The following is a 24844-nucleotide window of genomic DNA, read 5'->3' as shown; positions in this document are numbered from 1 at the left end:
GTTCCATGAGCGTCCTGCCCCTTCTTCCCGGCGCGGAGTTGCTGGCGTGTGTCCCGCGGCTGCGGCGCTACGCGCGCGCGCTCGTGGGCGAGCGCGCCGCGGCCGATGACCTGGTGCAGGACACGCTCGAACGCGGCTGGGCCCAGCGCGCCGCGCTACAACCCGGCACGGACGCGCGCGCCTGGCTGTTTGCGATCATGCACAATATGCGTATCGATCAGATACGGCGCGGCGCACTGGTCACCGAGCCGCTCGACGATGATACGCCGATGCCGGCCCTGGCGGATCGCAGCACGGTCGGCATCCAGGTGCGCGAGATGGATGCCGCGCTGCGCCTGCTGAGCGAAGAACAGCGCGCGATCCTGCTGATGGTCGGGCTGGAAGACATGCGTTATGAAGAAGTGGCGTCGACGCTCGGCATCCCGGTCGGGACCGTCATGTCGCGGCTCGCGCGCGCCCGCGAAAAGCTGCGCAGCCTGATGGACGGCGGCGCCCGCGTGAACTCGTTGAAAGTCGTGAAATGAACCTGCCCGTGACTGAAGCCGATCTGCACGCGTACGTCGACGGCGTGCTGCCGGCAGCACGCGCTGCCGAGGTCGCCGCCTACCTGGCAGAGCGCCCCGAGGAAGCTGCGCGCGTGCGCGCCTACGCGGCCCAGAACGACGCCATGCATCGCCTGTTCGATCCGGTGCTGGGCGAACCGGTCCCGGCGCCCATGGCAGCGGCCACCACGCCGCAGCGCAACCGGCACTGGCAATGGCAGGCGCTGGCGGCGGGCCTGGCAATCGCGTTGGTGAGCGGTGGCGCCGGCTGGGGCTTGCGCGGCGCGGCAACTGGCCAGTCCCTGGCGCGTATGGAGCAGCAAGCGCCCGCGTATCAGCAGGCAGCGTGGTCCGGCCTGGCACACCAGGCCGCAATAGCCCATGCCGTGTACAGCCCGGATGTGCGCCGGCCAGTGGAAATTCGCGCCGACCAGGAAGACCAGTTGGTGACCTGGCTGTCGAAGCGCATGGGCAGCAAGATCCGTCCGCCGCATTTGGGCAAGCTGGGCTATGAACTGATCGGCGGGCGCCTGCTGCCCGGGGCCAGCGGGCCGGTAGCGCAATTCATGTACCACGACGGCGCTGGCCAGCGCCTGACGCTGTACGTGTCGACGGAGCAGGCGCGCAACAAGGACACCGGCTTTCGGTTCGCCAAAGAGGGCGACGTCAACGTGTTTTACTGGATCGACGGGAAGTTCGGCTATGCGCTGTCCGCAGCCGTCGACAAGGGCGAACTGGCACGGGTTGCCAGCGCCGTCTATGAACAACTGGAGGGACCGGTTTGAAATTTTCACTTTTTTTGGGCGCCATGCTCTGGTGCTGCACCGCCACAGTCTCGGCGCAGCATGCTGGCCACCATGGCGCGACTGCGCCGCCTGCCTCGTTTATCGCCAGTAGCGACAGGCCCTATGCGTCTCTCGCGGATGATGCCATGGCGATCATGGATGACGGCATGCGACGCGCGCCGACAACCGGGGACCCCGCGCATGACTTCATGAGCATGATGATTCCTCACCATCAAGGCGCGATCGATATGGCCAAGGCCATCCTGGTGCACAGTAACGACCGCGAACTGCGCAACCTGGCACAAGGCATCATCGTCGAACAACAGAACGAAATCAATGTAATGCGCGCCTGGTTGCAACGCTACCAGGCAGCCCACGGCGCAAGAGCCGATTCCACCAACGCAGACACCAGGAAAGACTCTCATGCAACTCACTGAATTGAATAAGCTCACCTTCGCCATGACGCTTGCGGTCGCTGCCATGGGTACTGCGCAGGCTGCGCCAGGCACACAGGACCGCGTCTATACAGCTGACCAGAACAGCAACACCGTTTCGGTGATCGATCCATCCACCAATCAGTTGCTGGGACAAATCCGGTTGGGTAATCAGCGGCCCGACATCCTGTCTCCTTTGTACAAGGGGCAAGTGAATGTTCATGGACTGGGTTTTTCGCCGGACCATAAAACCTTGATTGCGATATCGAATGGCTCCAATTCGGTGACCTTCATCGACACGGCCACCAATAAGGTCAAGGGCGTTACCTATATCGGGCGGTCGCCTCACGAAGGATTTTTCACCGCGGACGGTCGCGAAGTCTGGGTCGTGGTACGCGGCGAAGATTACGTCTCGGTCATCGATCCTGTCACCTTCAAGGAAAAACGCCGGATCCAGACAACAGGTGGTCCGGGCATGGTGATGTTCCATCCCGATGGCAAACTGGCGTTCGTGGTATCGAGCTTTAATCCTGTCGTCGATGTCATCGACATGAAAACATCCAAAGTGATCAAGCATATTTCTGTCACTAGCCCGTTCTCGCCGTTCTTGCAGTTCACGCCTGATTTCAAGGAAGTCTGGATGACGCACAAGGACGTTGGCAAGGTCACCCGCATCGACGTGGCGACGCTGACAGTCAAAGGCGTCATCGACACCGGTTTTATTACCAACCACCTGGCGTTCGGGAAGAACGCTGGCGGCGCAAGAGCCTACGTGACAGTGGGCGGAGAAAATGTCGTCAAGGTCTATTCCACCGGTGATCAGCCACAACTGATGGCGACGATACCGACCGGGGCCTTGCCGCATGGCGCATGGGCGTCGGACGACGGCAGCAAAGTGTACGTTGGTCTCGAAAACGGCGATGGTGTCGACGTGATCGACACCGCAAGCAACAAGGTCGTCGCGCATGTGGCGGCCGGCCAGGCGCCGCAAGCGCTTGTCTACGTGTCCCATGCCGTGCCCACCGGTGCTGGTACCAGCAACCTGGTGCCGCGTGTGAACGGCGAGTCGAGCAATATCGCTCTCAAGTCCCGCGGCGACGCCAAAGGATTCGTGGTCGTGCGCAGCCTGGGCGTGACCGATGCACTGGAAGTGTTCTTGTACAAACTGAAACCGGAGACTGTTTACAACGTCTACGCCGGTGGTCAGCGCGCGCCGGTGGGTCGCTTCAAGACTGACGGCAAAGGCATGGCGAACGGTACTGCCATTGGGCCCATGCGCGACGTGCGGCCGGGCCTGGCGCAGCAGCCGGCTGGCGCCAGCCGGATCCTGGTGATGGAGGGCGACACGCCAGCCGGAGCGGAGCAGGCAGCGCTGGCGAGCAGCGAGTGACGTCTGGCGTGCCGGTGGCTCCCTTGCTGGACGATGTAGCCGAACTGGCACGCCGCGTCGAACTGCTGTCTCTTCCCCATGTGGTCGCGCTCAACCAGTGGGTCGACACGCACGCAGCCGTCCGCGCGCTGCCGTACTTCGATCCGCTGGACGGCGGCGCCGATGCGTCCATTCTCATCTTGCTGGAAGCGCCGGCGCGCCATGCGATGCGCCCGCGCTTCGTCTCGCGCGACAATCCTGGTCCTGCGCAGCGCAATCTTCAACGTTTCCTGGCGCAAGCCGCCGTCGCGCGTGCGCGTACCGTGCTGTGGAATACCGTGCCCTGGCTGGCCGACGAGCAAGCTCCGCCGGCGCGCCTGGGTGTGGCGGCGGTACGCGCAGGCATCGCCATGCTAGGCGATGTGCTGGACCTCCTGCCATGCCTGCGGGTGGTCGTGCTGGCCGGACGCACGGCCCGCCAGGCCCACGCTGCCATCGAGGCCAGGCGGCCGGGCTTGATCGTACTGGAAATGCCTCATCCGAGTCCGCTATCTGTTTGTACGTCGCCAACTGTGGCCCCGCAAATCGTCGCGACACTGGCGCGCGCGGCGCAACTGGCGCGCTGAACGTTGGCCTTCAGGGCCGGTTCATCGACGCAATACAGGGAGAGACGAACAGGTTGCCACGGTAAGCGCCGAGCGCGGTGCGCCATGCGACAACCAGCCACAGGCTTGCCAGTACCACTACCAGCGCGCTGCCGAAGACCTCGAAGAACAGCGAATCGAGCACCTTCGCCAGACGCAGCGTGGTGACCGCGAATACGCCGAGCGGAAAGGTATAGCCCCACCAGCCCAGGTTGAATGGAACGGCTGCCCTGAAGTAGCGCAGCGTAATCAGGGTTGCCAGCATCATCCACCACAGGCCGAGTCCCCAAAGCAGCAGGCCGCTCACCACGCCCATCCCGTTGGCCACGTGGCCAACCTCGGCCAGGCCAAACGGCGCCAGCGTCGCCGGCGCGGCGGCGCCGAGCACCAGCATGCCGAGCGCGCCGGTGCCCACTGGCCCGAGCGCCAGCCAGCTTGATGCCGCCATGCTTTCGTGCGGCAGTTTGTGCAGGGCCATGCGTAATAACAGAATCGCGAGAATGCTGAGCGCCACTGGCACCGAGTATGCCCACAGCACGTAGCCGGTGATCAGGACTGTGAAGCGCGCGCCACCATCCTGCAGGTGCGGCACAAGCAGCCCGGCGCTCGCCGCTGCAACCTCGGCAGCGACGACCGGCAGCAGCCAGACCGCCGTCATTTGGTCGATGCTGTGCTGCTGGCGCGTGAACATCAGGTAAGGAATGAGGACGCCGCAAGCAAGTGCCATGGCCACATCGATCCACCACAAAGCTTCGGCCACCGCGACGGCGGCGGCGCCCCAGCGCGACACGCCAAAGCTGAGAAATCCATTGATAATTGTAGCTAAGCCCATGGGAATGGTACCGAAGAACATGGAGACGGTCGCATGGCCGAACACCTGTTTCGCTTCGTCGAAAAACATGACCCAGCGCGCGCTGTACAGCGCGGCAAACAATACGAACAGCGCAATGTTAAAAAGCCAAAGTCCCTCGGCCAGGCGGGCCATTCCCGGGAGCGCGCCTGGAAGTTGGGCGAGCGCGAGCGACAAGATGCCGGTGCCCATCGTTGCCGCAAATGTGACTTTCCGAAATAGATGCGACGTTTTGGAAATTACTGCGACGACAGGGCATGAAGTAGCGAAATCCACCGCTTCTTGCTGAGTTACACTGGCGACGACGAACTTCTGCTTTCGGCCAAAAGCGGTCCTTCGCAGCGGACCAAGTTGATCAGCGTGAAATTGTGTGACCTTTCATGTTCAAGCTCCACGTATCATGCTTGTCTTTCGGATCAATGTTGATTCAACATGGTAAACGTAGCTTGGTATTGGGTCGTTTCACTCGCACTGATAGGGATCATCGCGCTCTACCTTATCTTCCACCTTCCTACCCAGCGCTGGCCGCGAGCGATGGCCGCCACAGCCGGAGGAGCGATCGTGTCACTATTTTTCGGTGACACCAGTGCGCTATGGCCCATTCTGCTTTCCGGTTCTGTCCTAACAATTTGTAGTGCAGCAGCGCAGCGCGGATAAGTGGGTCAAACCGTGCATGCAGCCCAGCCAGTTGTTCTCTCAAAGCTGTCGGCAGACGTCCGAAATGGGGTCGAAACCAGCCTGACAGTGACCGGCCGATTTAGGCCAAGAGCGGACATCCTATAAGTCGAGTAAATGATGCCATTTGTGCTACTAAAAGATCTATATCGTTGGAGGAAGATCGGTTATCGGCTAAGGGAGTGGTTCGGTCGAGTTTTTCGCCACGAGATTTTTACCGCGATTGAAAGTGGAGCTGATGAAGAAGCGCTTCGTCTTGGTAGTCAGCGTGTCCTGACGCGAGCACGCGACGAATGGGGAAGGAGTCCACTAATAGCCGCGATCAACAAATGCAGGTCAGCGCTGGTACAAGAATTCATCCGACGCGGAGGCATGCGAACAGGTGACGGCTCGCTTGTCCATGCATCAATGGCGGGGGATATTGCGGCCGTCCGGATGCTGCTTGCAGCCAACAAGGATCCAAACGAGTCCCTTCCTCATGCCGACACACATGACAATCGCTACACGCCTCTCATGTGGGCAGCAAATCGAAGGTTCGTTCCAATTGTCCAGGCGCTACTTGAAGCAGGGGCCGATGTTAACGGGATGGGCGCTGACGGCACTACTGCAATCATGTGCACCCTCAAAGCAGAGCCGGCCGACTTGGAAATACTCGACGTGCTTTGCCGCTACAAGGCCGACGTGACTGTGACGGATTGGCGTGGTCGAAACATCATCCATGAGGCCCGCGATAGAGCACGCTATTCGGGAAAGCCCGAGATGCAAAAAATTCTCGAACGGTACTATCCAAACATCAATTTTGACTAGTCTTGGTTGTCATTTTCGGTCGATACACGCTTACTAGCGAACGTCCGGTTTGGGTCGAATCCGGCCTGTCGAGACAGTCTGTGATTTTTTCGCCCGGCAACCTGCGACGCCGACGCAAACGGCCTAGTTCGGCAGAAATGGCTCGGTCGCGGCTCGACATTGTGTGCCAAGCTAAGTGAACAGGGACTGACGTATGCCTAGAGGGCATCGAAGTTGATGACGCACTGGAAATGTCCGAGCAAATTGAGGCTCAGACCTGCTGCCGCCGGCTAATGTCGGGGGTATTCTGTCGACCTAATCTTTTGCTCCACGTAGTAGGGCAGATAGCTCAATCGTCCCGCATTCTTCGTTTAGTCCCTTCAGAAGATCACTGACGTTGATTCGTAAGACATGTAAATTGATAAGCACATAGTAGAATTGGTACCAGAGCGTTATAACTTATTGAAAAGGAAACAAAATGACGAACATCGACCTGTCAAGCTTCAACCTTAGCAAACTGAAGGAACTCCAGCATGGCATCGACCAGGAGATTAAGAACCGCCAACAAGGCGACTTAGCAAAAGCACGTCAGCAAATTCTCTCGATTGCACAGGAGGTAGGCGTGACAGTCGAGGAATTGCTCGCGGTAAATTCGAAAAAGTCGTCGAAGGGCAAAGGGCAGAAGGTAGAGCCGCAGTACCACAATCCAGCTGATAAAGGTCAAACTTGGACCGGCCGTGGGCGCCAGCCAAAATGGATAGCGGAAGGCATTGCTGGCGGTAAGCAACTGGCAGACTTTAGAATCTAATTTCAAAGGTTCATCGATGTACTGTCCAAGCTGGCTTAACTGGCAGCAGTTGCCGAATTGGCATTTTTCGGACCAGGCTGTTTAAAAAACGTGCGATCGGCGTGTCTTAGGGGTCCCTTTACGATTCCAGACCATGAGAAAACGCCGTAGCGAGCGGTTTAAGGGGGCGATTGTCCTCAAGCCCATGCCTAACTTGCGTTTTTACACGGCCTGGGACGAAAGCTACCGGTCGTGGCAGGCAGGAGTCGGCCAAAAGCAGTTATAGCGAATGACGCGTAATGCCTTGCACCGAGTAGGTCCATACAAGACTGGTCTAGCTCACTTTCCTACCCCTAGGTAAGTGCTGCAGAGAGAATTCGATCCATGTCCGGCTCAGCATTCTGGCAATTGGCCAAATGTATTATTGATGTACGGGATTGAGGTAGCCTAACAATCAGCGTGTTGAATCCCCAAAGACCGCCGTTATGAAACACAACTTCTTGCCCGAACCTTTCCGTGATCTCCAATCCAAATCGGTAGTCAGGCACTGCTCCATCCAAAAAGGGGGACGGTTGTAGCATTGCATGCAGCAGGCTTGAATGGTCGGCCCACTGGCGGTGCCATTCGACTTCCCACAGTAGCAGCTGAGCAGTGCTGGCATACATGCCGCCATCTCCAACCGTGTTGGCATTACCCAAATGCTGTTTGTATCCCGAAGAACGCGCCGCGTCACTTTCATAGCTGAACACACGATGTTCTATGACATCAAAGCGATCGTCATCGTATGTCATTTCCTGGATGCAGAGCGGCTCGAACAGCGTCTTCCTAGCATAGTCTTTGCACGTCATACCGCTCAATCGCTGGACGAGAGTGGCTAGAAGGATGTAGTTGCTATTGCTGTACCGGTGTTTAGTCTGTGCAGGACACTCCACGGTGTCCATGCGAGAAATCAACTGCAGGATGATGTCATTATTGAAGTAGTCAGCTTCGTGCCGTCCAAGCTGACACTGCAGGAACTGGAAATAATCTGGAATCCCGCTGCTATGATTTAACAGACTTCGCAGCGGAAATGGTTGCTCGAATTTGGTCAACTCTGGCAAATGTGCACAAACGTCGTCATCAAGACTTATCGCGCCTTCACGTACCAACGACATGACGCACGCCGCTGTGAATTGCTTCGATTCCGATGCCAAGTAGTATGCGGAGTCGCGCGACAACGGCACTTTGAGCTCCAATGATGCAAGGCCATGATGGCGCTCAAATAACGTTTCTCCTGCGCACAAGATCGCGGCGCTGAAACCCGGTCCCTGCGACGGCAAGAGCGCTTCCAACTCGCTATAATATTCTAAAAGTTTTTGCATGCAGTTTTAGCTTGTTTTTTTAGATGAAGCCGAGATCTTACGTGCCAAGGCGTCGTTGGTATCGAAAAAAAAGCATCAACGACTGCTTCGGGTCGTATATGGACGCCCCCGGTTTGCCAAGCATTCGTTCCATAATTAGCAGAAGGCAAAGACTGCACCCGTACATCTGGATTTTGGTACAGCAGCCAGGAAATAAATTGCGCCACGAGCGCATTGCAGTGAAGCATTGAACGTTGAAATTTATCCTCTGACAGGCAAACTTGCGGGGAGTCGTATTAGATGTGGGGGACCGTTTGCAGTGAGAGACTGATGCCGCGCGATGAAGAATCGACCGCATGACGCGATGCGCGGACTAGCGCGTCGTTACAAGCGGCGAAGTCGTCCACGCCACTGCTGCGGATGCGAGGGCCGCATGCACCACTTGACCAGGTTGATGGTCAGTAAAGCCAGGCGCCAGCCAATTATGGATAAGAATTTGGGGAACGCGACAGCATATTGATGACCACCACGGAAATCGCCTCAATTACTTTTTCCTATATGTCAACGAGAGAAATTGCAGCGCCGAGTGATTTACTATTACCCATTGAAACACCGCGCATCGTCTTCTTATCGACAGTAATAATCTTTGATAAAGCATGCGTGGCACGGTCAACTGTAATGTATGGAGCTCCAGTTCCGCGATAACAAGCGGAAAATATTGACCATTTAGAAATAATTTGAGTATGTAGATTTTCGCTAGCGGCAAAAGATGTGCACGGCAACGCCAATACACAATCTGATAACACGACGACTCGTTTCTCCTCAAGCAGACAGACTTTTTCTGGTGTTATTCTCCCAACGCGGGGAAACAATAGAGCGGGGCCTTCAATGGTTTTACCAAAAACAATTTCATCAGAATGAGCAACCCGACCTTTCTTCAAATGTGTAGTATGTACCAGTGGCGCGGAATTTCCCTCGCATTTAATTCTCCGCGTATGCATCTGACAGGTGCCACGCTCGATCTTAAATTTCGACTTGTTTTTTACTTCATTAGGTACAAGATGCAGTGTATGCTCGGTTCTTTTATATAGACGAACTAAACATGTCCGAGCACTTACCCCCTCAAATTCCGAACGCGCGTTATCCCTTACTACTTCGAACTTAAATAATCTGTTCACTTCTTGCCATACGGGAGCATCTGCAGTACTGACAAGACAGCCATCCGGAAGTACAGCTAAGAGACAACCTCCTTGACTCATAAAGGGCAAGGAATTAATCACAAACGCTGTAGCTACGCTAACGCAATATTTATTTCCATTAAATACCACTACATATGTTTTTTTGTCGCGGCGGGAAAATGGTGGATTCAAAATAACAAGATCGACATTCCCAATGCTATCGTAAATCCGCGACGAACGAATCGAGCGCTGCTCTAAAAAATTTGCCGCCGAAAACTGCCAATTAGATCGCGTTCGTTTCAGCTTACTTATAGCAGAACGTGAGATATCATTTGCTAACACACGAATACCGGGCCACCGACGTTCAGCGGCAAGCAGCAGACTCCCTCCCCCGCAAGCGAAGTCGGCTACCGTAGCAGGTGGCTCGTTAACACTGCCAAAGGATGTTAACGTATCAGCAAGGGAAGCTGACGTGTAAAAACTGTCAATTGTCACGACTTCACACTACTATTTTTGTTTATTCCAGAAAGTATAGCACTTACATGATACACCAAGAGACGATCAGATCCGTCCGTTCGACCTGCCTTTCTTATTGGGTTGTCATAAATAAGCTCTATGCGTTCTGGCGAAATGAGTGAAAACATAACCGCAGCTAAAGCATGAGGTTTAGTACCAATCATGGCTACTTTTAGGACTCGAAGTGGATTGCTTCCCGCAATTTTCTGCAAAACATAAAAACAATTAAAAGGGCAATTTCCAGCGGCATAAACGACTTCTTGCCAAGCTTTCGTCTCCTCGAGCGCTGATCTGTTGCCTGAATAGGTTTCAAAAACGTACCAAGGCTTAAATCCCGGATGCCCAACAATAGGAATAACGCGGTCCGGCTGGACGTGCTCAAGAGCATGTCTCAAGCGCGCGCCTTCAAAACCAAGCATCGGAACAAACACAGAGTCGTCGTTTTCGGAAATCGTTGCGAAACCGGGCATTGGAGTGATCCCTGCAATTCGTGAGCTTAAATCATATACCTGCCCTTGCAGCGGAGCTTCACTGCGCCTATATCGACTCGGTTCGACATATACAATCCGTATTTCTTTATAAACATCGACGGCAGTTCGAATCAGCGCAGCCCAAGTTGGATGGGTAAGACCTGTTATATCGATATACAGAACCCGGCCGCTTCCTAATGAATTAAGCAACTTATTTAACGATGTGGTACCTCGAAGAAAGTATTTATCTAGGTCTCCAACAACCTGAAACTCAGCAAATGCCTCACTGTGTATTTCTACAAAATTTACATCCTGACATTCTGCTCGCCAATGTGCTGTGTGAGTACTTCGATCTTCGGCTGTCACACCATATATATATGCACTACCCGGAACAGGACGGAATTCATCAACAGACTCGTAGGTATCGGTCAAAATCGGCTCAAGGCGAATGTTACGCATAGAATTCGCCAAAAAGCTCCAGTTGGTCTGGAAGAAGATCGTCGCTTTGCCGGTTGTTATTTTTCAATGCAATATCGATGCCGGCACGCGGTCGATCCACTAGAGCTAACAGCTGTACGCTCGTTAGCTTTATCTTACGTTTTTTTCGGTGGCTGAACACAAAAAACGGGGCAAATATCGGATGAATCATATAATCGTACGCTCTCGTATCACGCTCATCCAGCGCTTTACTCCCGGCAAATCGCACTAAAGCTAGATGCATCACAGCGTGTTTTAATAGACTGGTGGCTTTGTCATCGTTTTCGCTAGACGCAGAATCCTCACGCAAATGGAACTGGTTAGCTTCGGGCGTATGGCGTGCTGGAGACTCAGCAAGAACCCCAAAAACTCGACCCAAGCTAAGTAAAAGTTTTGTCAACTTCGCACCATCCACACTAAGTCCCTCAAGTTCAGATAAATTCTTCCTCCCAACCATCTGAGCAGCCTCAGTCTGAGTTTCAGGATCAATAGGCGAAAATGGATCATTTCCTTTTTCAAGGTGAAGAATAACTGCCAGATGCACTAGCTCCAGGAGATACCTGATATTGCCAGCACAAAGGGATATTATGACATCCCATCCAGAGTAATATTTTCTTATTCCACGCTTTCCACGCCGTATAGAAAATAACGATGCATAGAAATGGTTGTCGTATCTCTCACGAGCACTTGCATTGCCGGCAAGCCAAGCTTTAATCTCTGATTCTAAAGATGTTTCTGGGTGTGCATCCGCCCAGTAGACTAAAAAGAACTTAACCGAGAGGGGCAAGCTTAAAGCATCGTTCAGTATATCCGCAGCGACTGCCGATCGTATTCGACTGGAAATACGAGAAATTCCAGCCCGATCTAAAAGTTTTTCTGCCTCGTCGGATTCGCTTAACCTAGGAAATAAATTTGCAGGCTGCAAAGGGAAGGTAGCTACGTTAGCAAAACGTACCGAAAGAACACGTTCTGCGAACTGCTTAAATTTGCTATCATCTAACCGCTCAGCGATTGAGATACGTGCATAGTCCGCTGGCGATGTCAGCTGTTCGGTTGAATTTAGTGTCGCACGTTCGCGCCAACCCAGTTCTCGCACACCTATCTTAAATGTGTATTCAGCGGGAGAATGTTTAATTATTGTATTAAGTATTCGCTGCTGGTAATCTTCGAAGTTTTCGAACTCGTCGATAAGAAAAAAGAACTGTTTACCTCTTAATTCTGGAGAAGATAACAAAATCCTTGCTAGCGCATCGATTGGCGCAGATTGCATTGACAGATTTATAGGAGGCGTGTCTTGAACTGAATTAATCGAGGCCTCGAATCTTAGCACTTCCAGTCGTAGCTCATGTGCAAGTTCTTTTAATTTCCCATCGTTAGGCAGGTTCAAAGAGACTTTAAATGGTAGAAAGTCCTGCTCTCCTAAACTTATCAGGCGCCCTGTTTGTCGTTCATACCAACTTGCGAACTCTAGCAGTTGAGAACAAAATAGCAAATTCAAATAATGAGCAAAGCATGTACTCCATTCTGCCTCACTCAATTCAGGGCCACGAAAAGCCGTCACGCGATTTGTATTAACTCGGTGATAGATGCCAAAAAAGCTCCAACTGTCTATAGTATCCTTATTCCCGTCAGCAAATGAAAATTGGCCCTCGTACGAAAGGCCTTTTAGCACAGTAGTCTTTCCGGTTCCGCGTCCTCCGATAAGAACGCATGGTCGCGATGTTTTTAATTCTGAAAAATAACCAGGTTCTGTAAAAAGATCAAACAGCTTATTACTTAACCACTCTGCCTTATACATTCCTAGAATGTCACTAAGCTGGTTTTTCTCGATCTCTGTTGAGTTGATCATACGAATCCCTTTTTCAATAGTGGCGTCCATTTCCCATCGTCCAACGTAAAAATTGGAAGTATCGCATCTGGCCAACCGTGAGCAAATGCCAAAGCTAGGCCAAGCTTGCCATAACCCTTCCAGCATCCTAACCTACCGTCTAAGTCAGAAAGCCCTGCGCGCTCACTCACAGTCGCGATAAATTTTGGGCCATCTTGACACATGTCGTCACGCCAGATTGTCGAAGAATTTGACAGCACACTATAGTTTTCGGGAAGTAGATGAGCTGGCACGAGCTTGACTAACGGACATTCTTTTTTAATATAATCACGTCCGATTTCGGTAGCGATCAAAGGGCAATAGAAAAACTCAGTTTCGATTGCACTTGCTGATGAAGTTAAAGAATTGAAAGAAGCATACGAATAATCTTCCAAAGTATATATCTTATTCCACATTTCTTCGAATTGTTCTCCCGTACCAACGAAGTCGCCGACAAAAACAACATTCCCTCTCGGACGATCTCTTAGTCGTTCTAACGCTTTAGACGGTGAGAGTATTTGACTTGGCTGCAGCCCGAGGACGTCACGTGCGTATCTCGGAAATATATAACTTGTATCAGCATCGCTGACGTCCCGCCCTTCCACACGAACGACGATAAGTGAATCAACGAACTGCGTCCATTGAGATACTGCAGAAAAATAGTTTTCTTTATTCTTTACAACTATTTGGGAAATATTCTGGAAAGCAGTTCGAAATAGATGCTGAACCAACTCGTCGGAATAATAAGTAAATCCTTCTAGCAATCTTAAAGCGTACGGAAGCTCATCCGATTCAAAATTTTTGATCCATCCCTGTGGATCGAAACTTATTGAACGAGGCCATAATTGTGCCATCCGAAAAAAATCCCACTTCTCAAAGTGGCCTCTCGCGGCCCGATCATTTTCCATTTATGACCTCAAGATAAATTTCTTTGAGGCGCAAGTACAATTCTTGAGAAAAAATAGCGGGGTTTTTTGTTATCACAGCTGAAATATCAGCAAGCCAATCGTTGTCTTCTCGACCATGCCACATCTTGACATATTTTCCGCTTTTATATCCGTGATCTTGACGAAATTTATTCAAGACGTTCTTACTAACATACTGCTGGTACAGCCTCGCTTCGCTCATTCCTAAATATTTAGAAAGTTCACAAAATTTCCCGAAGTCGAATTTTTTAGTCTGAATAATATCCAATGCAAAATTTTCGACCACCTCTAATGCTATATTACTATCTATCGACTTTAGATTATCTTGGGAGGCAAAATTTCTGTAGACTTCCTGAAACTGAACCAAGATCGTCTCAATCGTGTGGTTCTGCAGTAGATCGCTTAGACCGAAGTGAAATATGTCAACGAGTTCTAGTTCGATCTGCTGAATGTTCGGCAACTGCTGCTTCCACCATTTCCATCCGACATGATCTACTAACTCGGCACACTCCGTCCATATTGCGCGGTACCAGGGATTTTCAGCTCTACGCCAGCAAGAATTAATTAAATTGTTGACTTCTTCCTGTAGCATCAACATTTCACGGAGGCGGCTATCTGCCAATGTTGCCAAATTTGCATTCATGTAGAACCTTTTTCTAAGATTTACTTATTCTAAAGGCCAACACGTCAAGGCGCCACATCATTTAGCTTATGCTGTGCGTTGAGACTGCAAATTCTTAAAGTATAGTTGCATATCTCCTTTGATCACAACTTCCCCCAAGCAACAGTTGACGCAGTAGAATACGTTAGTATTCTAGAGCTAGTTCCTAACTCGACTATCACTAAATGCCAGCAAACGCCAGTAGATGGGCCATAGGTAATGACGAAATACAACGCCGAAACCGCACCAATTCACTACGCGACTCGCAGTGCCGGGAATCCTCCCTTCCGTCGTCTGCGTGCATTTGCGCTCGACCCAAGTCTGTCGCTTCGATTGGAGACTGCTCCGGTCAATCACACAGTGATGGAAGTCCCATGGGAAGCTAACTTGCAGCCAGGACCACGCGGCGAGTACGTCGAAGTACTGGACTACGATCCAGCCAGCGGATGCTGGTACGAACCCGTTGACCTCAACGCTACAGTCTTGCTCGCACAGGACGGTGTTGCCCCTTCGCAAGGCAATCCTCAATTCCACCAGCAAATGGTATACGCCGTCGCTATGAAGACAATTGCTAGCTTTGAGCAGGCATTGGGACGCCGTGTCCAGTGGTCCCCCCGCGACCTCGGTAGCGAGGCGCCGATTGGGCAGCGCGAGCGATATGTTTCGACCCTACGTATTTACCCGCACGCATTGCGTGCGGCGAACGCGTACTACAGCCCAGAAAAAAAAGCGCTGTTGTTTGGTTACTTTCAAGGTCCAGCCGGAACTGTCTTCTCTTGTTTATCCCAAGACATTGTCGCTCACGAAACTACCCATGCCCTGTTGGACGGCATGCACCGTCGCTACGTTGAAGATAATCACTTAGATACCTTAGCATTTCACGAAGCGTTCGCGGATTTGGTTGCACTATTCCAACATTTTACCCTTGCAGACGTATTACGACACCAGTTAGAACGTACACGTGGCGATCTTGAGACTGCTGCGCTTCTTGGTGAACTTGCACAAGAGTTTGGAGAGGCGACCGGCCGCTACGGTGCCCTACGGAGCGCCATAGGAAACTACGACGCTGAAGGGGTATGGCAACCCGTAATACCGGATACTCGGCGTCTGAATGAGGCTACCCAGCCGCATGAGCGTGGTGCAATTCTAGTCTCGGCGATCTTCTCCTCATTTCTAGCAATATATAAATTGCGCTCCAAGCATATATTCGCTCTAGCAAGTTCCGGCTCTGGCGTGCTTCCCGAGGGAGCCCTTCCTGGTGATGTAATTGGGGCGCTCGCAAAAGCAGCAACAAAAACAGCGCGCCACTTCCTCAACATGTGTATTCGCGCTTTAGATTATTGTCCGCCGTTTGACATTACATTTGGCGATTATTTACGCGCATTAGTCACAGCTGACTATGACATGATGTCTAGCGACCGCTATGGCTATCGCGTGGCGCTTATCGAATCATTCCGTCGCTGGGGAATCGTCCCCGAAGGCCTAAAAGTATTGTCCGAGGAGCAACTACGCTGGGGTTATGCGGAGGAGGAATATCCTGCGGGAGGCGAGGCGCTAGGGCGAGCGGCGCACACACTAAAAGGGCTTCTTGCAAATGCTCTGTTTCAGCGTCGACGCGATAAGATTTTCGAAACCCTGCGTAACGCTCATGTAGTCGTACACCGACTACTGGAAAAACTGCTGGGATCCAATACTAGCCCTGAAGAACGTAAGGCGTTTACCCGTATAACCGGACTAAATTTAGACGTCGATGCACCTTTGCCTGGCATTCGCGACGAGCGAAATGGCCAAGCGATCTTCGAGGTCCATGCGGTACTACCTGCGCTACGCGTAACGCCCGATGGGCGCATTTCTAAACAATTGATTATCACTGTCACTCAGCAACTGCGAGAGGTCCCAATTTACCCGAATCAATCAGACAGTTCTACATTTACCTTCCGTGGCGGATGCACGCTCATCTTCGACATGACAGATGAGTCGCCCCGATTAAGTTATGCAATCACGCGTCCGATCGATGATCAAATACGTTTAGAGGCAGTTCGCCGGTACAAACAAACGCGCATGGAGCATTCAATGCCATTGCGCAATACCTATTTTGGAGGCGTGCATGTCACCGAGCGCGCTGAACCATTTTGTATGCTACATGACGAACACTAAACCGTATAAATTAAATATGTCTTTCGACAATCTTCTCTCGGCTATCACACGCCGAATTCGTGACAATCCAAAAACTCCGCGTCTGTCTATTCGACTCTACCGCCATGGCCTAGGTGACTGTAGCCTTCTCCGATTTTCTCAAGCCGATGGCAGTACCTATAATGTCTTGATCGATTGTGGATTAATCAATGCAGCCGGGGGAGCCAAAGAAACTATGGGTCAAGTAGTCTCTGACATATCACAGGCATGCAACAATCGGATCGACGTTGTGGTCATGACACACGAACACTGGGACCATGTCTCTGGTTTCTCCACCCAGAAAGCTTTATTTGACAAAATTGACATTGGCGAAGCCTGGTACGCTTGGACTGAAGACCCGACACATGCGCTTGGCATGCGGCTGCGTTCCGAACGTGCCAAGAAAGTTGCTGCGCTTACGGCTGCAGTGCAAGCATTTCGCTCCAACCCGACTTCTCCTATCGCAACTTCCCGAGCCGATTCCATTAATTCAGTATTGCAGTTTTTTGGCGCGACGACAGATCCAACCGACGAATCTGAACCAGCTACGCCGGCGTCGCCGATCGGTAGGACCCGCAAAGCTTTCGACTATTTCGTGAATCGCAACGGTGTTAAGGTTCGCTACTTACAACCAACTAAAACTCCATTTTCATTAGCAAATATTCCCGGGGTACGAATCTTCGTACTGGGTCCGCCTGAAGATGAGACTTTCATCAAAAAATCTGCGCCAACTAAGTCAGGTAGAGAGGTGTATGAAATGGCGGCCGAAGCTGATCTAGCAGACAATGTGCGTGACGCTTTCATCAGGATGGCAGCTTTACCCGAATCCCTTTCCGACGGCCATGCGGACTGCCCTTTTGATCTGGCATGGCATCAATCGCCAGATATGATTCGCAGCACGATCTCACCTGAATTACGCGTACTACTTGAACAAACATGGGACCAGCCGGACGAAGAATGGCGCCGGATTAAAGACGATTGGACGCATGTTGCCGAAACGCTTGCTCTTAACTTAGATAACCATACGAATAACACTTCCTTGGTGCTAGCGTTCGAATTTATTGATAGTGGCGAGGTTTTTTTATTTCCAGCCGATGCTCAAGTAGGAAACTGGCTTTCTTGGCAACGTATGCAATGGACGCTTAGCGAAGACAGCGGTTCTACTCGCGTGACTGCTAATGACCTGCTCCGACGCACTGTCTTCTATAAGGTAGGTCATCACGGTAGTCACAATGCTACTCTACGCGAACTGGGCTTAGAGCAGATGCACAGTGACGACTTAATAGCCTACATTCCCGTAGTACAGCAGCAGGCCCGTAAGAGTGGTTGGACAGGCATGCCGTTTCCACCGCTGGTACAAAGGTTACGTGAAAAAACCCAAGGTAGACTATTACAAGCTGATGACCTCGATTTGCCGAGCGATGACGTGTTGAGAGGGTTATCTAGCACAGCAAAGGCAAAGTTCCGCAATACTACTTTGCTTGATCCAAATAAGTTGTTTGTAGAGCTAACATATTTCTGAGAGAATAGAGCAGCTAAAATAATTGAACATTTTCTACTCAATACATAATTGCAAATTTTTTTGCGTATACTTTTGAGAGGGGCTGCAGTACGACTTTGCGTAGAACGGAATGTCTACTATGGTTCGATTGCTGCCTATAGGCGTGGATACTATCTCCTCAGCTCAGCAACTGGCTAATCTAGATCACCGGTTTGATTCAGCCAAATCCCAACATTTGACAGCAGATGACTTGCCTGACAACATTGCATTAAACTAAATATTTCCCATAAGCATGAATACAGGTACTTGTAAGCTTTGCAAAAAAACAGCGTTACTTCATCAATCTCATATTATTCCATCATCTTTGCATAAAGTCACAAAAGATAATAATGGAAAAAATGTACACATAAAAATAGGTGGGTCGGTTAACCAAAAAAATCAAAGAGACCTCAAAGAAGAAATGCTATGTACTTCATGCGAAAAAATGCTAAGCATATCCGAAAAGAGGACAATAGAACTGCTTCGTCCAGCTTTTAAAAGTAGTAAAATGGGGCGGCGGTCCTATCCTATCCCAGCATTATCTATTGATTATATATTGATATTTACATATTCAGTTTTCTGGCGTGCATCTGTCGCGGAATCGCATTCAATTTATAAATTACCCGAGGCGACTGAAGAGCACTTAAGAAAATTTTTGTTACGTGAGGTGTCTCTAGTGCCCCCCGTCCTCCCAGTCTCATTAGGATTTCTTAAAAGCTTGAGGGAAATCGTAGCTGGCTGGGAAGTTATTCAATATCCGGCAGTATTTGAAGTTACACCCGGATACTTTTGCTCAAATTTCCTCTGTATGGGAATCGTGTTTAGTATGATATCACCGGTAGTATTTGAGCCCCTCGGACTTGCCCCCTTTGTCACTATGGGGGAACGCTACTTAGTGGTGCCAGCGTCTCCGATTGTCGCCCAACAGACCGTCGCCATCATGGAGGCGGTAACGGACATGGCGAATACAGATATAGGTAGGGTCAGTGACTGAGGAATATATTCAATATTAACAAAAACGCTCTCCACATTTGAATCGCAAACGCCCACATCATGAGATAAACATGCAATGGCTTATGGACTTTTAGATCGGGCTAAAATCTGATGAAAATTTTCAAGCTTCACTTAATGCGTGAAATTCACCTTCCGATTTAGTTTTTGGATGTCCGTTTTTTTCCGTGAAGTCCTTTAGACGCGCGGTTGGTTAAAGCTCGAAGTCTCGAGGCTGAAGTGTGCCGACAAATTTTGCGGTGAGATTTAATACCTCTCGAAGAGAGGCAAGCCGCCTGCTCCGCCGTAGGCCCCGTAACAAATTGCGATCGCCGACCTTAATACGACACCGCCATCATCGTATTGTATGTCTGCATGCCATCCGGGTAAGCCATTAGGCCAACCCGGCGCTTTATGGAAAGACTCTAGCGAACTAGCAAACGACTGCTTAGCATGAAGTTCCGCTTGTCGAACTACGCGCCAATCCACTTGAAGAAGCGTCCGAGGACTGGTTTCAATTGCATTTGCCCACGTGCGAGCTTGGCTCTTCTCGTCAGCAATAGGCGCGAATCTGCTGTCGATCTTCTACAAATCGGCGATCGTGTGCAGTGTCTAGTCGGTTTGTTTGGCCGTCCCCCACCGCGACCGACACTTTTCGATAGGTATGATGTTCCTATCGGAGGTGTTACATGGCACGTGAAAGACGTTTGTTCTCAGAAGAGTTTAAGCGCGAGATAGTCAAGCTTTTAGGTCAGCCTTGCGCAAGCAAGGCTGCGATAGCCCCTGACCTTGACATCGGTGCCAATTTGCTGGGGCGATGGTGCAGAGAAGCTAACGTGGATGCAGAGGTACCAGGCGGTCAAGAGAAGGTATCGCTCCAAGAGTACGAGCACGTGCGGCGCGAGCTGGCGAAGGTCAAGGCGGAGCGCGACATATTAAAAAAGGCGCTCGGCTACTTCGCAGCCGACCTAAAGTGAAGTATGGACTGGTGAAGGCTGGCTGTTTGTTGCTGTCGTCCTAGACCTGTACTCGCGGCGTGTAGTTGGCTGGTCAATGCAACAGACGATGATCGCGCGGTTAGTGATGGATGCCCTGCTAATGGCTATCTTCCGTCGTGGCCGGCCTCGCGCGGTACTGCATCATTCGGACCAGCTCTCCCAGTACACGAGCGAGGACTTCCAGCGTCTGCTTGAATCGCACGGCATTGTTTGCAGCATGAGCCGTCGTAGCAACTGCTGGGACAACGCTGCAATGGAATGCTTCGCTCGACGCTCAAGACCGAACGCATGAGCAAAAAGCACTACCGGACCAGAGATGAGTTACGCGCTGACGTGTTCCACTATACAGAAAGGTTCTACAATCCACGCCGTCGTCATTTCACTATCGGCTACGTTAGCCCGGTACAGTTTGAAAATCTAAGATGCGCCTAACGGAAGTGTCGGTATCGATCAGGGAAGGCCAAATATCAGCCCAGAGTTAACATGCACTGACAAGGATCGCATGATGAGTGTTTATTTGTGGATTTGTAGAAAATAGGCTACGGCGCCAGAGGATGGTCAAAGTTGGGCCGCCCTACATGTGTATAAATCCTTAACTTATTTGCACGAATTGTCTTGTTAAGTTCCAGTTCGTTAGTCGACTTTGCTTCCATCTAATGAATCAATTCTTAGATGGGGTCTAACAACTTGATTGATAGAAGATATTTCCCCTCATCTAATACAAAACCGACTATAAACGTAGACGAGCTGCCCGAGTTCGACAGGCGCGTGCTCGAGGTGCTGCGCGAGCCGCTCGAGTCGGGGCAGATCACGATTTCGCGCGCGGCGCACCAGGCCGATTTTCCGGCACGCTTCCAGCTCATTGCAGCGATGAATCCGTGTCCGTGCGGCTGGCTCGGGCACGCCAGCGGCAAATGCCACTGCCATGAGGCCGCCGTGCTGCGCTATCAGAGCCGCATCTCGGGGCCCCTGCTCGATCGCATCGATATCCAGTTGCCGGTCGCGGCCCTGGGGCCGGAGAGCATGGGCGCACGCGGCGACGGGGAACCGAGCAGCGTGATCGCAGCGCGGGTAGCACAGGCGCGTGCGGTGCAGATGGCGCGCCAGGGGTGGCCCAACAGCCACCTCGGCCCGCGCGACATCGACCGCTATTGCGCGCCTGACGACGCCGGAGAACGCCTGTTGCATGCCACGGCCCGGCATCTGCACTGGTCGGCGCGTGCGTATCACCGCGTTCTTAAAGTGGCGCGCACGGTGGCCGACCTGGCTGGCAGCGAGCACGTGGCCGCCACGCATGTAGCCGAGGCGATCGGGTACCGGCGCGCGTTGCAGCGTGAGTAGTAGTGTGAATTGCAGCGTGAGTTGCAGGTGTTGCGTTCTGCAGCGCTGCTGTTACCATCGACGCATGCGAACCTCTATCGTGCGTGCCCTGCAGATTGTCCCGATCCTCCTGGCGGGCGCGCTGCTGGCCGGCTGCAATCCGGCCTATAACTGGCGTGACCATACGAGCGAGGACGGCCGCTTCAAGGCGCTGTTTCCGGCCAAGCCTGCGACCCTGACCCGCAAGGTGGATCTGAACGGCCTGCAGGTCGAGATGACGATGACGGCGGCCAAGGTGGACAACACGACGTTTGCCGTGGGCACCGCTGTCGCACCCGATGCGGCGCGCGCGCAGGCGGCGCTGCCGGCCATGCGCCTGGCGCTGCTGCGCAATATCGGCGCGCCCGACGCTGCGGCCACTGGTGACCTGAACGTGGATGTCACGGGCGCCGGCCAGGGTACGCCAATGCATCTGAGCGGGCGCTTCGCCGCGAAGGGCAACCGCGTCTATCAGGTCATCGTGCTTGGCCCCGCAGGCAAGACGCCGCCGGAACAGGTCGAGCAGTTCCTCACATCCTTCACGAGCTTCTGAGGTCTTCCATGGATGACCAACGCCCCGCCCTGCGCCTGGTCGGCCTGCGCAAGCAGTTCGGCCGCCCTGCCGTGGATGGCTTCGACCTGCTGGTCCGTCGCGGCGAGTTCTATGCACTGCTCGGGCCGAACGGCGCTGGCAAGACGACGACGCTGCGCCTGGTCACGGGCCTGCTGGCGCCTGACGCCGGCACGATCGAGGTGTTGGGCGTGGACATGACTGCAGCGCCGGCAGCGGCCAAAGCGAAGCTGGCCTACCTGCCGGACGAGCCAATGTTGTACGGGAAGCTCAAGCCGTTCGAGTACCTCGAATTCGTCGCGGGCCTGTGGGGCGTGCCGGCGCAGGATGCTGAACCGCGCGCACGCGAACTGCTCGACTGGCTCGACCTGAGCCAGCATGCGCACGAGCTGACCGAAGGTTTTTCGCGCGGGATGAAGCAGAAGCTCGCGCTGGCCGGCGCCCTGATCCACGACCCGGAACTCCTGATCCTCGACGAGCCGCTCACTGGCCTGGACGCAGCGGCAGCGCGCCAGGTGAAAGACCTGCTGCTGGCGCACGTGGCCAAGGGCGGCACCGTCATCCTGACAACGCACATCCTGGAAGTGGCCGAGCGCCTGGCGCACCGCATCGGGATCATTCGCCAGGGCCGGCTGATCGCCGAAGGCACGCTGGACGCGCTGCGCGAACGTACGCCGGGCGGCAGCCTCGAAGACATGTTCCTGCACCTGATGGCCGCACCATGAGGCTGGCGCCGGGCAGTGTCGGCTGGCTGCTGCGGCACGAGCTGCGGCTCGCCTGGTTCAATGCGGCGGGCGGCAAAGCGGCGGACGGGCGGCGCCGGCCAGGCAATCTGGCGCTCGGTCTGGCGGCCGCTGGCTGTATCGCCATGCATGTGGGGGGCTGGTTGGTCGTGCGCCAGCTGGCAGGGATGCCGGGCGACGATCCGCGCATCCTGCTGGCGGTGTCCGCCCTGCTGATCGTGGTCACGACCTTCATGCTGTCATCGGCGATCAAGGCATGCGTCGTCGTGATGTTCGAGCGCAGCGACCTCGATCTGCTGCTGTCGTCACCCCTACCCTCGCGCAGCATTTTCACGGTGCGGCTGCTGGGCGTGTGCGCGGATACGGCGGCGCTGTACCTGTTTTTGCTGGCGCCGTTCGCGCATGCGGGGCTGCTGCAGGGCCAATTTCGCTGGCTCGGGATTTATCCGGGCGTGATCGGTCTTGCGGTGCTATGCAGCTGTGGCGCCATGCTGCTCACGCTTGCCCTCGTGCGTCTGCTCGGTGCGCGCCGCACGCGCGTCGTGGCGCAGATTGTCGGGGCGCTGGCTGGCGCGCTGCTGGTTATCGCGTCGCAGCTGCATGCACTTTCGTCGAGACAAACACAGGACGGCATTCGCAATACCGTGCTGAGGATGGTGCAGGCGGAGGGTGCAGCGGATCGCCTGCTCTGGCTGCCGGCGCGGGCGATGCTGGGCGAGCCGTTGCCGGTGCTGCTACTGGGCGCCCTCGCGTGCAGCATGTTCATGCTGTCGACCTGGCACACGCATCGCTTCTTTGCGCGCGGGCTGCAACTGGCCGCGTCGACGTCGTCACTCGCTGCGGGCAAGGCGTCATCGACGACGGCCCGGCCCCGTTTCGGGCGTAGCCTGTTTCGCACGGTGGTCATCAAGGAATGGCGCCTGATCGTGCGCGATCCGCAGTTGCTGTCGCAGGTGATGCTGCAAATACTGTTTTTGCTGCCGTTGTTCTTCCTGATTTTCAAGCGTGCCGATGTGCAAGTGCAAGCCATCGGCGCGGGCCTGGTGTTGCTGTGCAGTTCGCTGACCGGTGCGTTGGCATGGATTGCGTTGTCGGCCGAGGATGCGCCCGATCTGCTGCTGGTGTCGCCCGCGTCGCAGCGCACGGTGCGGCGCGCCAAGCTGGCTGCGGCGATGATGCCGGTGCTGGGGTTGGTGGCGGTTCCTCTGCTATGGCTGACAATGCGGATTCCGGCCGCCGGGCTGGTCGGATTCCTGGTCGTGTGCGGCGCTGTCACGGGTGCGGGTCTGGTGGTGTTCTGGTGCGGGCGGCCTGGTGTGCGCAGTAATTTCAAGGGGCGTGGCAAGGGTGGCTTCGTGATGAACGTGCTTGAATTGTTCAACAGCCTGGCATGGGGCGCGTTGGGATGGCTTCTGTCGGCTGCCACGCTCGGGCCATTGGACCGCATGGGCATCCTCGTCGCAGCGGGGGCTACGTTTTTCGCCATTGCTGTACCTGGCACTGCCTGGATGTTGCGGTCCCGGCCGATGTGAGCGCGACCGCACTGTGAAGGGGCGCGAGTCGTGCTATCGTTTAATTACTAACAAAACCAAGAGATAGCTATGTTGATTACATTTAAATGCAAAACGTATCCAGAAGTTCTGATGTATCAGGAACATGCCAAACGTATCCTTGACCTGCTGCACAAGGAGCCCGAACGTGGCGTGATTACCTCGGCCGAAGCTACGCAGGTGATTTCGCTGGTCGAAGAGGAGATCGAAGAGTCCCGCAAGCATCAGGTATCGGATCAGGTGGCGCACGATGTTCATGCGCATCACCGCGATGAAGACGACCATGACCATCAGGCGATCGAGGTCGTCAGTTTCTCGACCCGCATGTATCCGCTGCTGGAAATGCTGCGTTCGGCGCGTGATCACAAGACCGATATCCTTTGGGGTGTGTAAGCAGGCTTTAGTTTGTCCTTGTCTGCATGTAAAAAGCCCGCTGATGTGAATCAGCGGGCTTTTTTTAGGTCATATCAGTCTAGTGGTACCAGTTGTTTGATTGCGTGAATATCGATCGCCCAAAGCGAAAAGCCCCACTCAGATCACTGAGTGGGGCTTTTCTATATAACTAGCCTGACGATAACCTACTTTCACACTGGTTGCAGCACTATCATCGG

Annotated in this window: 22 protein-coding genes and 2 pseudogenes; 17 read left to right on the top strand and 7 right to left on the bottom strand. The window is 53.5% G+C overall.

The window, feature by feature from the left end:
* Positions 1 to 5 precede the first annotated feature (5 nt).
* From HD842_RS20035 to HD842_RS20015, 5 genes are read left to right on the top strand one after another with little or no spacing between them, the layout of a single operon-like run.
* Positions 6 to 524, top strand: a complete 519-nt coding sequence (locus tag HD842_RS20035) for an RNA polymerase sigma factor (protein ID WP_056139892.1) — start codon at positions 6 to 8, stop codon at positions 522 to 524.
* Positions 521 to 1327 (top strand): anti-sigma factor family protein, encoded by an 807-nt coding sequence (locus tag HD842_RS20030; protein WP_056139889.1) that lies wholly within the window; start codon positions 521 to 523, stop codon positions 1325 to 1327. Before HD842_RS20035 ends, HD842_RS20030 begins: the two co-directional genes overlap by 4 nt.
* A complete protein-coding gene (locus HD842_RS20025; protein ID WP_082488630.1) occupies positions 1324 to 1764 on the top strand; it encodes a DUF305 domain-containing protein in 441 nt (146 codons plus the stop codon). The genes HD842_RS20030 and HD842_RS20025 overlap by 4 nt, the downstream gene beginning before the upstream one ends.
* Entirely contained in the window at positions 1751 to 3151 is a 1401-nt protein-coding gene (locus tag HD842_RS20020) for a YVTN family beta-propeller repeat protein (RefSeq protein WP_070245919.1), read from the top strand. Before HD842_RS20025 ends, HD842_RS20020 begins: the two co-directional genes overlap by 14 nt.
* 14 nt (positions 3152 to 3165) lie before the next feature.
* Positions 3166 to 3756 carry a uracil-DNA glycosylase gene (locus HD842_RS20015; RefSeq protein ID WP_065306379.1) on the top strand — a complete coding sequence of 197 codons (591 nt, stop codon included), beginning with the start codon at positions 3166 to 3168 and terminating at the stop codon, positions 3754 to 3756.
* Positions 3757 to 3766: 10 nt separating this feature from the next.
* Here HD842_RS20015 and HD842_RS20010 read toward each other — a convergent pair whose 3' ends face one another.
* On the bottom strand, positions 3767 to 4900 hold the full coding sequence (locus tag HD842_RS20010) for a TDT family transporter (protein WP_370660862.1): 1134 nt from the start codon (positions 4898 to 4900) through the stop codon (positions 3767 to 3769).
* A gap of 516 nt (positions 4901 to 5416) precedes the next feature.
* On the opposite strand from HD842_RS20010, the gene HD842_RS20005 reads away from it, so the two are divergent.
* Together HD842_RS20005 and HD842_RS20000 are read left to right on the top strand one after the other, a co-directional pair.
* Positions 5417 to 6106: an ankyrin repeat domain-containing protein gene (locus HD842_RS20005; protein ID WP_183556619.1), complete on the top strand. Its 690-nt coding sequence runs from the start codon at positions 5417 to 5419 to the stop codon at positions 6104 to 6106.
* Positions 6107 to 6563: 457 nt separating this feature from the next.
* Positions 6564 to 6893 (top strand): H-NS histone family protein, encoded by a 330-nt coding sequence (locus HD842_RS20000; protein WP_183556617.1) that lies wholly within the window; start codon positions 6564 to 6566, stop codon positions 6891 to 6893.
* Positions 6894 to 7225: 332 nt separating this feature from the next.
* Here HD842_RS20000 and HD842_RS19995 read toward each other — a convergent pair whose 3' ends face one another.
* From HD842_RS19995 to HD842_RS19970, 6 genes are all read right to left on the bottom strand, one after another.
* Positions 7226 to 8233 carry a serine hydrolase domain-containing protein gene (locus tag HD842_RS19995; protein ID WP_183556615.1) on the bottom strand — a complete coding sequence of 336 codons (1008 nt, stop codon included), beginning with the start codon at positions 8231 to 8233 and terminating at the stop codon, positions 7226 to 7228.
* Positions 8234 to 8766: 533 nt separating this feature from the next.
* Positions 8767 to 9885 (bottom strand): class I SAM-dependent methyltransferase, encoded by a 1119-nt coding sequence (locus HD842_RS19990; protein ID WP_183556613.1) that lies wholly within the window; start codon positions 9883 to 9885, stop codon positions 8767 to 8769.
* Positions 9882 to 10835, bottom strand: coding sequence for a hypothetical protein (locus HD842_RS19985; RefSeq protein ID WP_183556611.1), 954 nt, complete (start codon positions 10833 to 10835; stop codon positions 9882 to 9884). The genes HD842_RS19990 and HD842_RS19985 overlap by 4 nt, the downstream gene beginning before the upstream one ends.
* Positions 10828 to 12732, bottom strand: a complete 1905-nt coding sequence (locus HD842_RS19980; RefSeq protein ID WP_221290773.1) for an ORC-CDC6 family AAA ATPase — start codon at positions 12730 to 12732, stop codon at positions 10828 to 10830. Before HD842_RS19980 ends, HD842_RS19985 begins: the two co-directional genes overlap by 8 nt.
* Entirely contained in the window at positions 12699 to 13628 is a 930-nt protein-coding gene (locus tag HD842_RS19975; protein ID WP_183556609.1) for a phosphoribosyltransferase-like protein, read from the bottom strand. The genes HD842_RS19980 and HD842_RS19975 overlap by 34 nt, the downstream gene beginning before the upstream one ends.
* Positions 13618 to 14289 carry a dUTP diphosphatase gene (locus HD842_RS19970; protein WP_183556607.1) on the bottom strand — a complete coding sequence of 224 codons (672 nt, stop codon included), beginning with the start codon at positions 14287 to 14289 and terminating at the stop codon, positions 13618 to 13620. Before HD842_RS19970 ends, HD842_RS19975 begins: the two co-directional genes overlap by 11 nt.
* Before the next feature lie 237 nt (positions 14290 to 14526).
* Here HD842_RS19970 and HD842_RS19965 point away from each other — a divergent pair, with 237 nt between their 5' ends.
* From HD842_RS19965 to HD842_RS19925, 10 genes and pseudogenes are all read left to right on the top strand, one after another.
* Positions 14527 to 16464 (top strand): hypothetical protein, encoded by a 1938-nt coding sequence (locus HD842_RS19965; RefSeq protein WP_183556605.1) that lies wholly within the window; start codon positions 14527 to 14529, stop codon positions 16462 to 16464.
* Positions 16451 to 18004, top strand: a complete 1554-nt coding sequence (locus tag HD842_RS19960; protein ID WP_183556603.1) for an MBL fold metallo-hydrolase — start codon at positions 16451 to 16453, stop codon at positions 18002 to 18004. The genes HD842_RS19965 and HD842_RS19960 overlap by 14 nt, the downstream gene beginning before the upstream one ends.
* 271 nt (positions 18005 to 18275) lie before the next feature.
* The gene (locus HD842_RS19955; protein WP_183556601.1) at positions 18276 to 19016 is read left to right on the top strand and encodes a hypothetical protein; all 741 of its coding nucleotides are present in this window, start codon (positions 18276 to 18278) and stop codon (positions 19014 to 19016) included.
* Positions 19017 to 19701: 685 nt separating this feature from the next.
* Complete coding sequence (locus HD842_RS24550) at positions 19702 to 19989, top strand: transposase (RefSeq protein WP_441899750.1); 288 nt, start codon at positions 19702 to 19704, stop codon at positions 19987 to 19989.
* Position 19990: 1 nt separating this feature from the next.
* Positions 19991 to 20442, top strand: a pseudogene (locus tag HD842_RS24545) (IS3 family transposase); the annotation flags it as partial.
* 306 nt (positions 20443 to 20748) lie between these two features.
* Positions 20749 to 21351: pseudogene (locus HD842_RS19945) on the top strand (ATP-binding protein); the annotation flags it as partial.
* Between the two features lie 64 nt (positions 21352 to 21415).
* Positions 21416 to 21922, top strand: a complete 507-nt coding sequence (locus HD842_RS19940; protein WP_183556597.1) for a hypothetical protein — start codon at positions 21416 to 21418, stop codon at positions 21920 to 21922.
* Between the two features lie 8 nt (positions 21923 to 21930).
* Positions 21931 to 22665 (top strand): ABC transporter ATP-binding protein, encoded by a 735-nt coding sequence (locus HD842_RS19935; protein ID WP_183556595.1) that lies wholly within the window; start codon positions 21931 to 21933, stop codon positions 22663 to 22665.
* Complete coding sequence (locus HD842_RS19930) at positions 22662 to 24215, top strand: hypothetical protein (protein WP_183556593.1); 1554 nt, start codon at positions 22662 to 22664, stop codon at positions 24213 to 24215. Before HD842_RS19935 ends, HD842_RS19930 begins: the two co-directional genes overlap by 4 nt.
* Positions 24216 to 24284: 69 nt before the next feature.
* On the top strand, positions 24285 to 24626 hold the full coding sequence (locus HD842_RS19925) for a DUF1840 domain-containing protein (protein WP_183556591.1): 342 nt from the start codon (positions 24285 to 24287) through the stop codon (positions 24624 to 24626).
* Positions 24627 to 24844: the final 218 nt, after the last annotated feature.

It is taken from the genome of Massilia aurea (assembly GCF_014200505.1).
GTDB classification, from domain to species: domain Bacteria; phylum Pseudomonadota; class Gammaproteobacteria; order Burkholderiales; family Burkholderiaceae_D; genus Telluria; species Telluria aurea_B.
This window is presented reverse-complemented; position numbering and strand designations above follow the sequence as displayed.

Bases quoted from the DNA above. Each gene is read 5' to 3' on its own strand.
- HD842_RS24550 (WP_441899750.1), top strand. From the start codon at position 19,702: ATGGCACGTGAAAGACGTTTGTTCTCAGAAGAGTTTAAGCGCGAGATA.
- HD842_RS20030 (WP_056139889.1), top strand. From the start codon at position 521: ATGAACCTGCCCGTGACTGAAGCCGATCTGCACGCGTACGTCGACGGC.
- HD842_RS19940 (WP_183556597.1), top strand. From the start codon at position 21,416: ATGCGAACCTCTATCGTGCGTGCCCTGCAGATTGTCCCGATCCTCCTG.
- HD842_RS20035 (WP_056139892.1), top strand. From the start codon at position 6: ATGAGCGTCCTGCCCCTTCTTCCCGGCGCGGAGTTGCTGGCGTGTGTC.
- HD842_RS19935 (WP_183556595.1), top strand. From the start codon at position 21,931: ATGGATGACCAACGCCCCGCCCTGCGCCTGGTCGGCCTGCGCAAGCAG.
- HD842_RS20000 (WP_183556617.1), top strand. From the start codon at position 6,564: ATGACGAACATCGACCTGTCAAGCTTCAACCTTAGCAAACTGAAGGAA.
- HD842_RS19995 (WP_183556615.1), bottom strand. From the start codon at position 8,233: ATGCAAAAACTTTTAGAATATTATAGCGAGTTGGAAGCGCTCTTGCCG.
- HD842_RS19960 (WP_183556603.1), top strand. From the start codon at position 16,451: ATGACGAACACTAAACCGTATAAATTAAATATGTCTTTCGACAATCTT.
- HD842_RS20020 (WP_070245919.1), top strand. From the start codon at position 1,751: ATGCAACTCACTGAATTGAATAAGCTCACCTTCGCCATGACGCTTGCG.
- HD842_RS19930 (WP_183556593.1), top strand. From the start codon at position 22,662: ATGAGGCTGGCGCCGGGCAGTGTCGGCTGGCTGCTGCGGCACGAGCTG.
- HD842_RS19970 (WP_183556607.1), bottom strand. From the start codon at position 14,289: ATGAATGCAAATTTGGCAACATTGGCAGATAGCCGCCTCCGTGAAATG.
- HD842_RS19965 (WP_183556605.1), top strand. From the start codon at position 14,527: ATGACGAAATACAACGCCGAAACCGCACCAATTCACTACGCGACTCGC.
- HD842_RS20005 (WP_183556619.1), top strand. From the start codon at position 5,417: ATGATGCCATTTGTGCTACTAAAAGATCTATATCGTTGGAGGAAGATC.
- HD842_RS19955 (WP_183556601.1), top strand. From the start codon at position 18,276: ATGAATACAGGTACTTGTAAGCTTTGCAAAAAAACAGCGTTACTTCAT.
- HD842_RS19925 (WP_183556591.1), top strand. From the start codon at position 24,285: ATGTTGATTACATTTAAATGCAAAACGTATCCAGAAGTTCTGATGTAT.
- HD842_RS19975 (WP_183556609.1), bottom strand. From the start codon at position 13,628: ATGGAAAATGATCGGGCCGCGAGAGGCCACTTTGAGAAGTGGGATTTT.
- HD842_RS19980 (WP_221290773.1), bottom strand. From the start codon at position 12,732: ATGGACGCCACTATTGAAAAAGGGATTCGTATGATCAACTCAACAGAG.
- HD842_RS19985 (WP_183556611.1), bottom strand. From the start codon at position 10,835: ATGCGTAACATTCGCCTTGAGCCGATTTTGACCGATACCTACGAGTCT.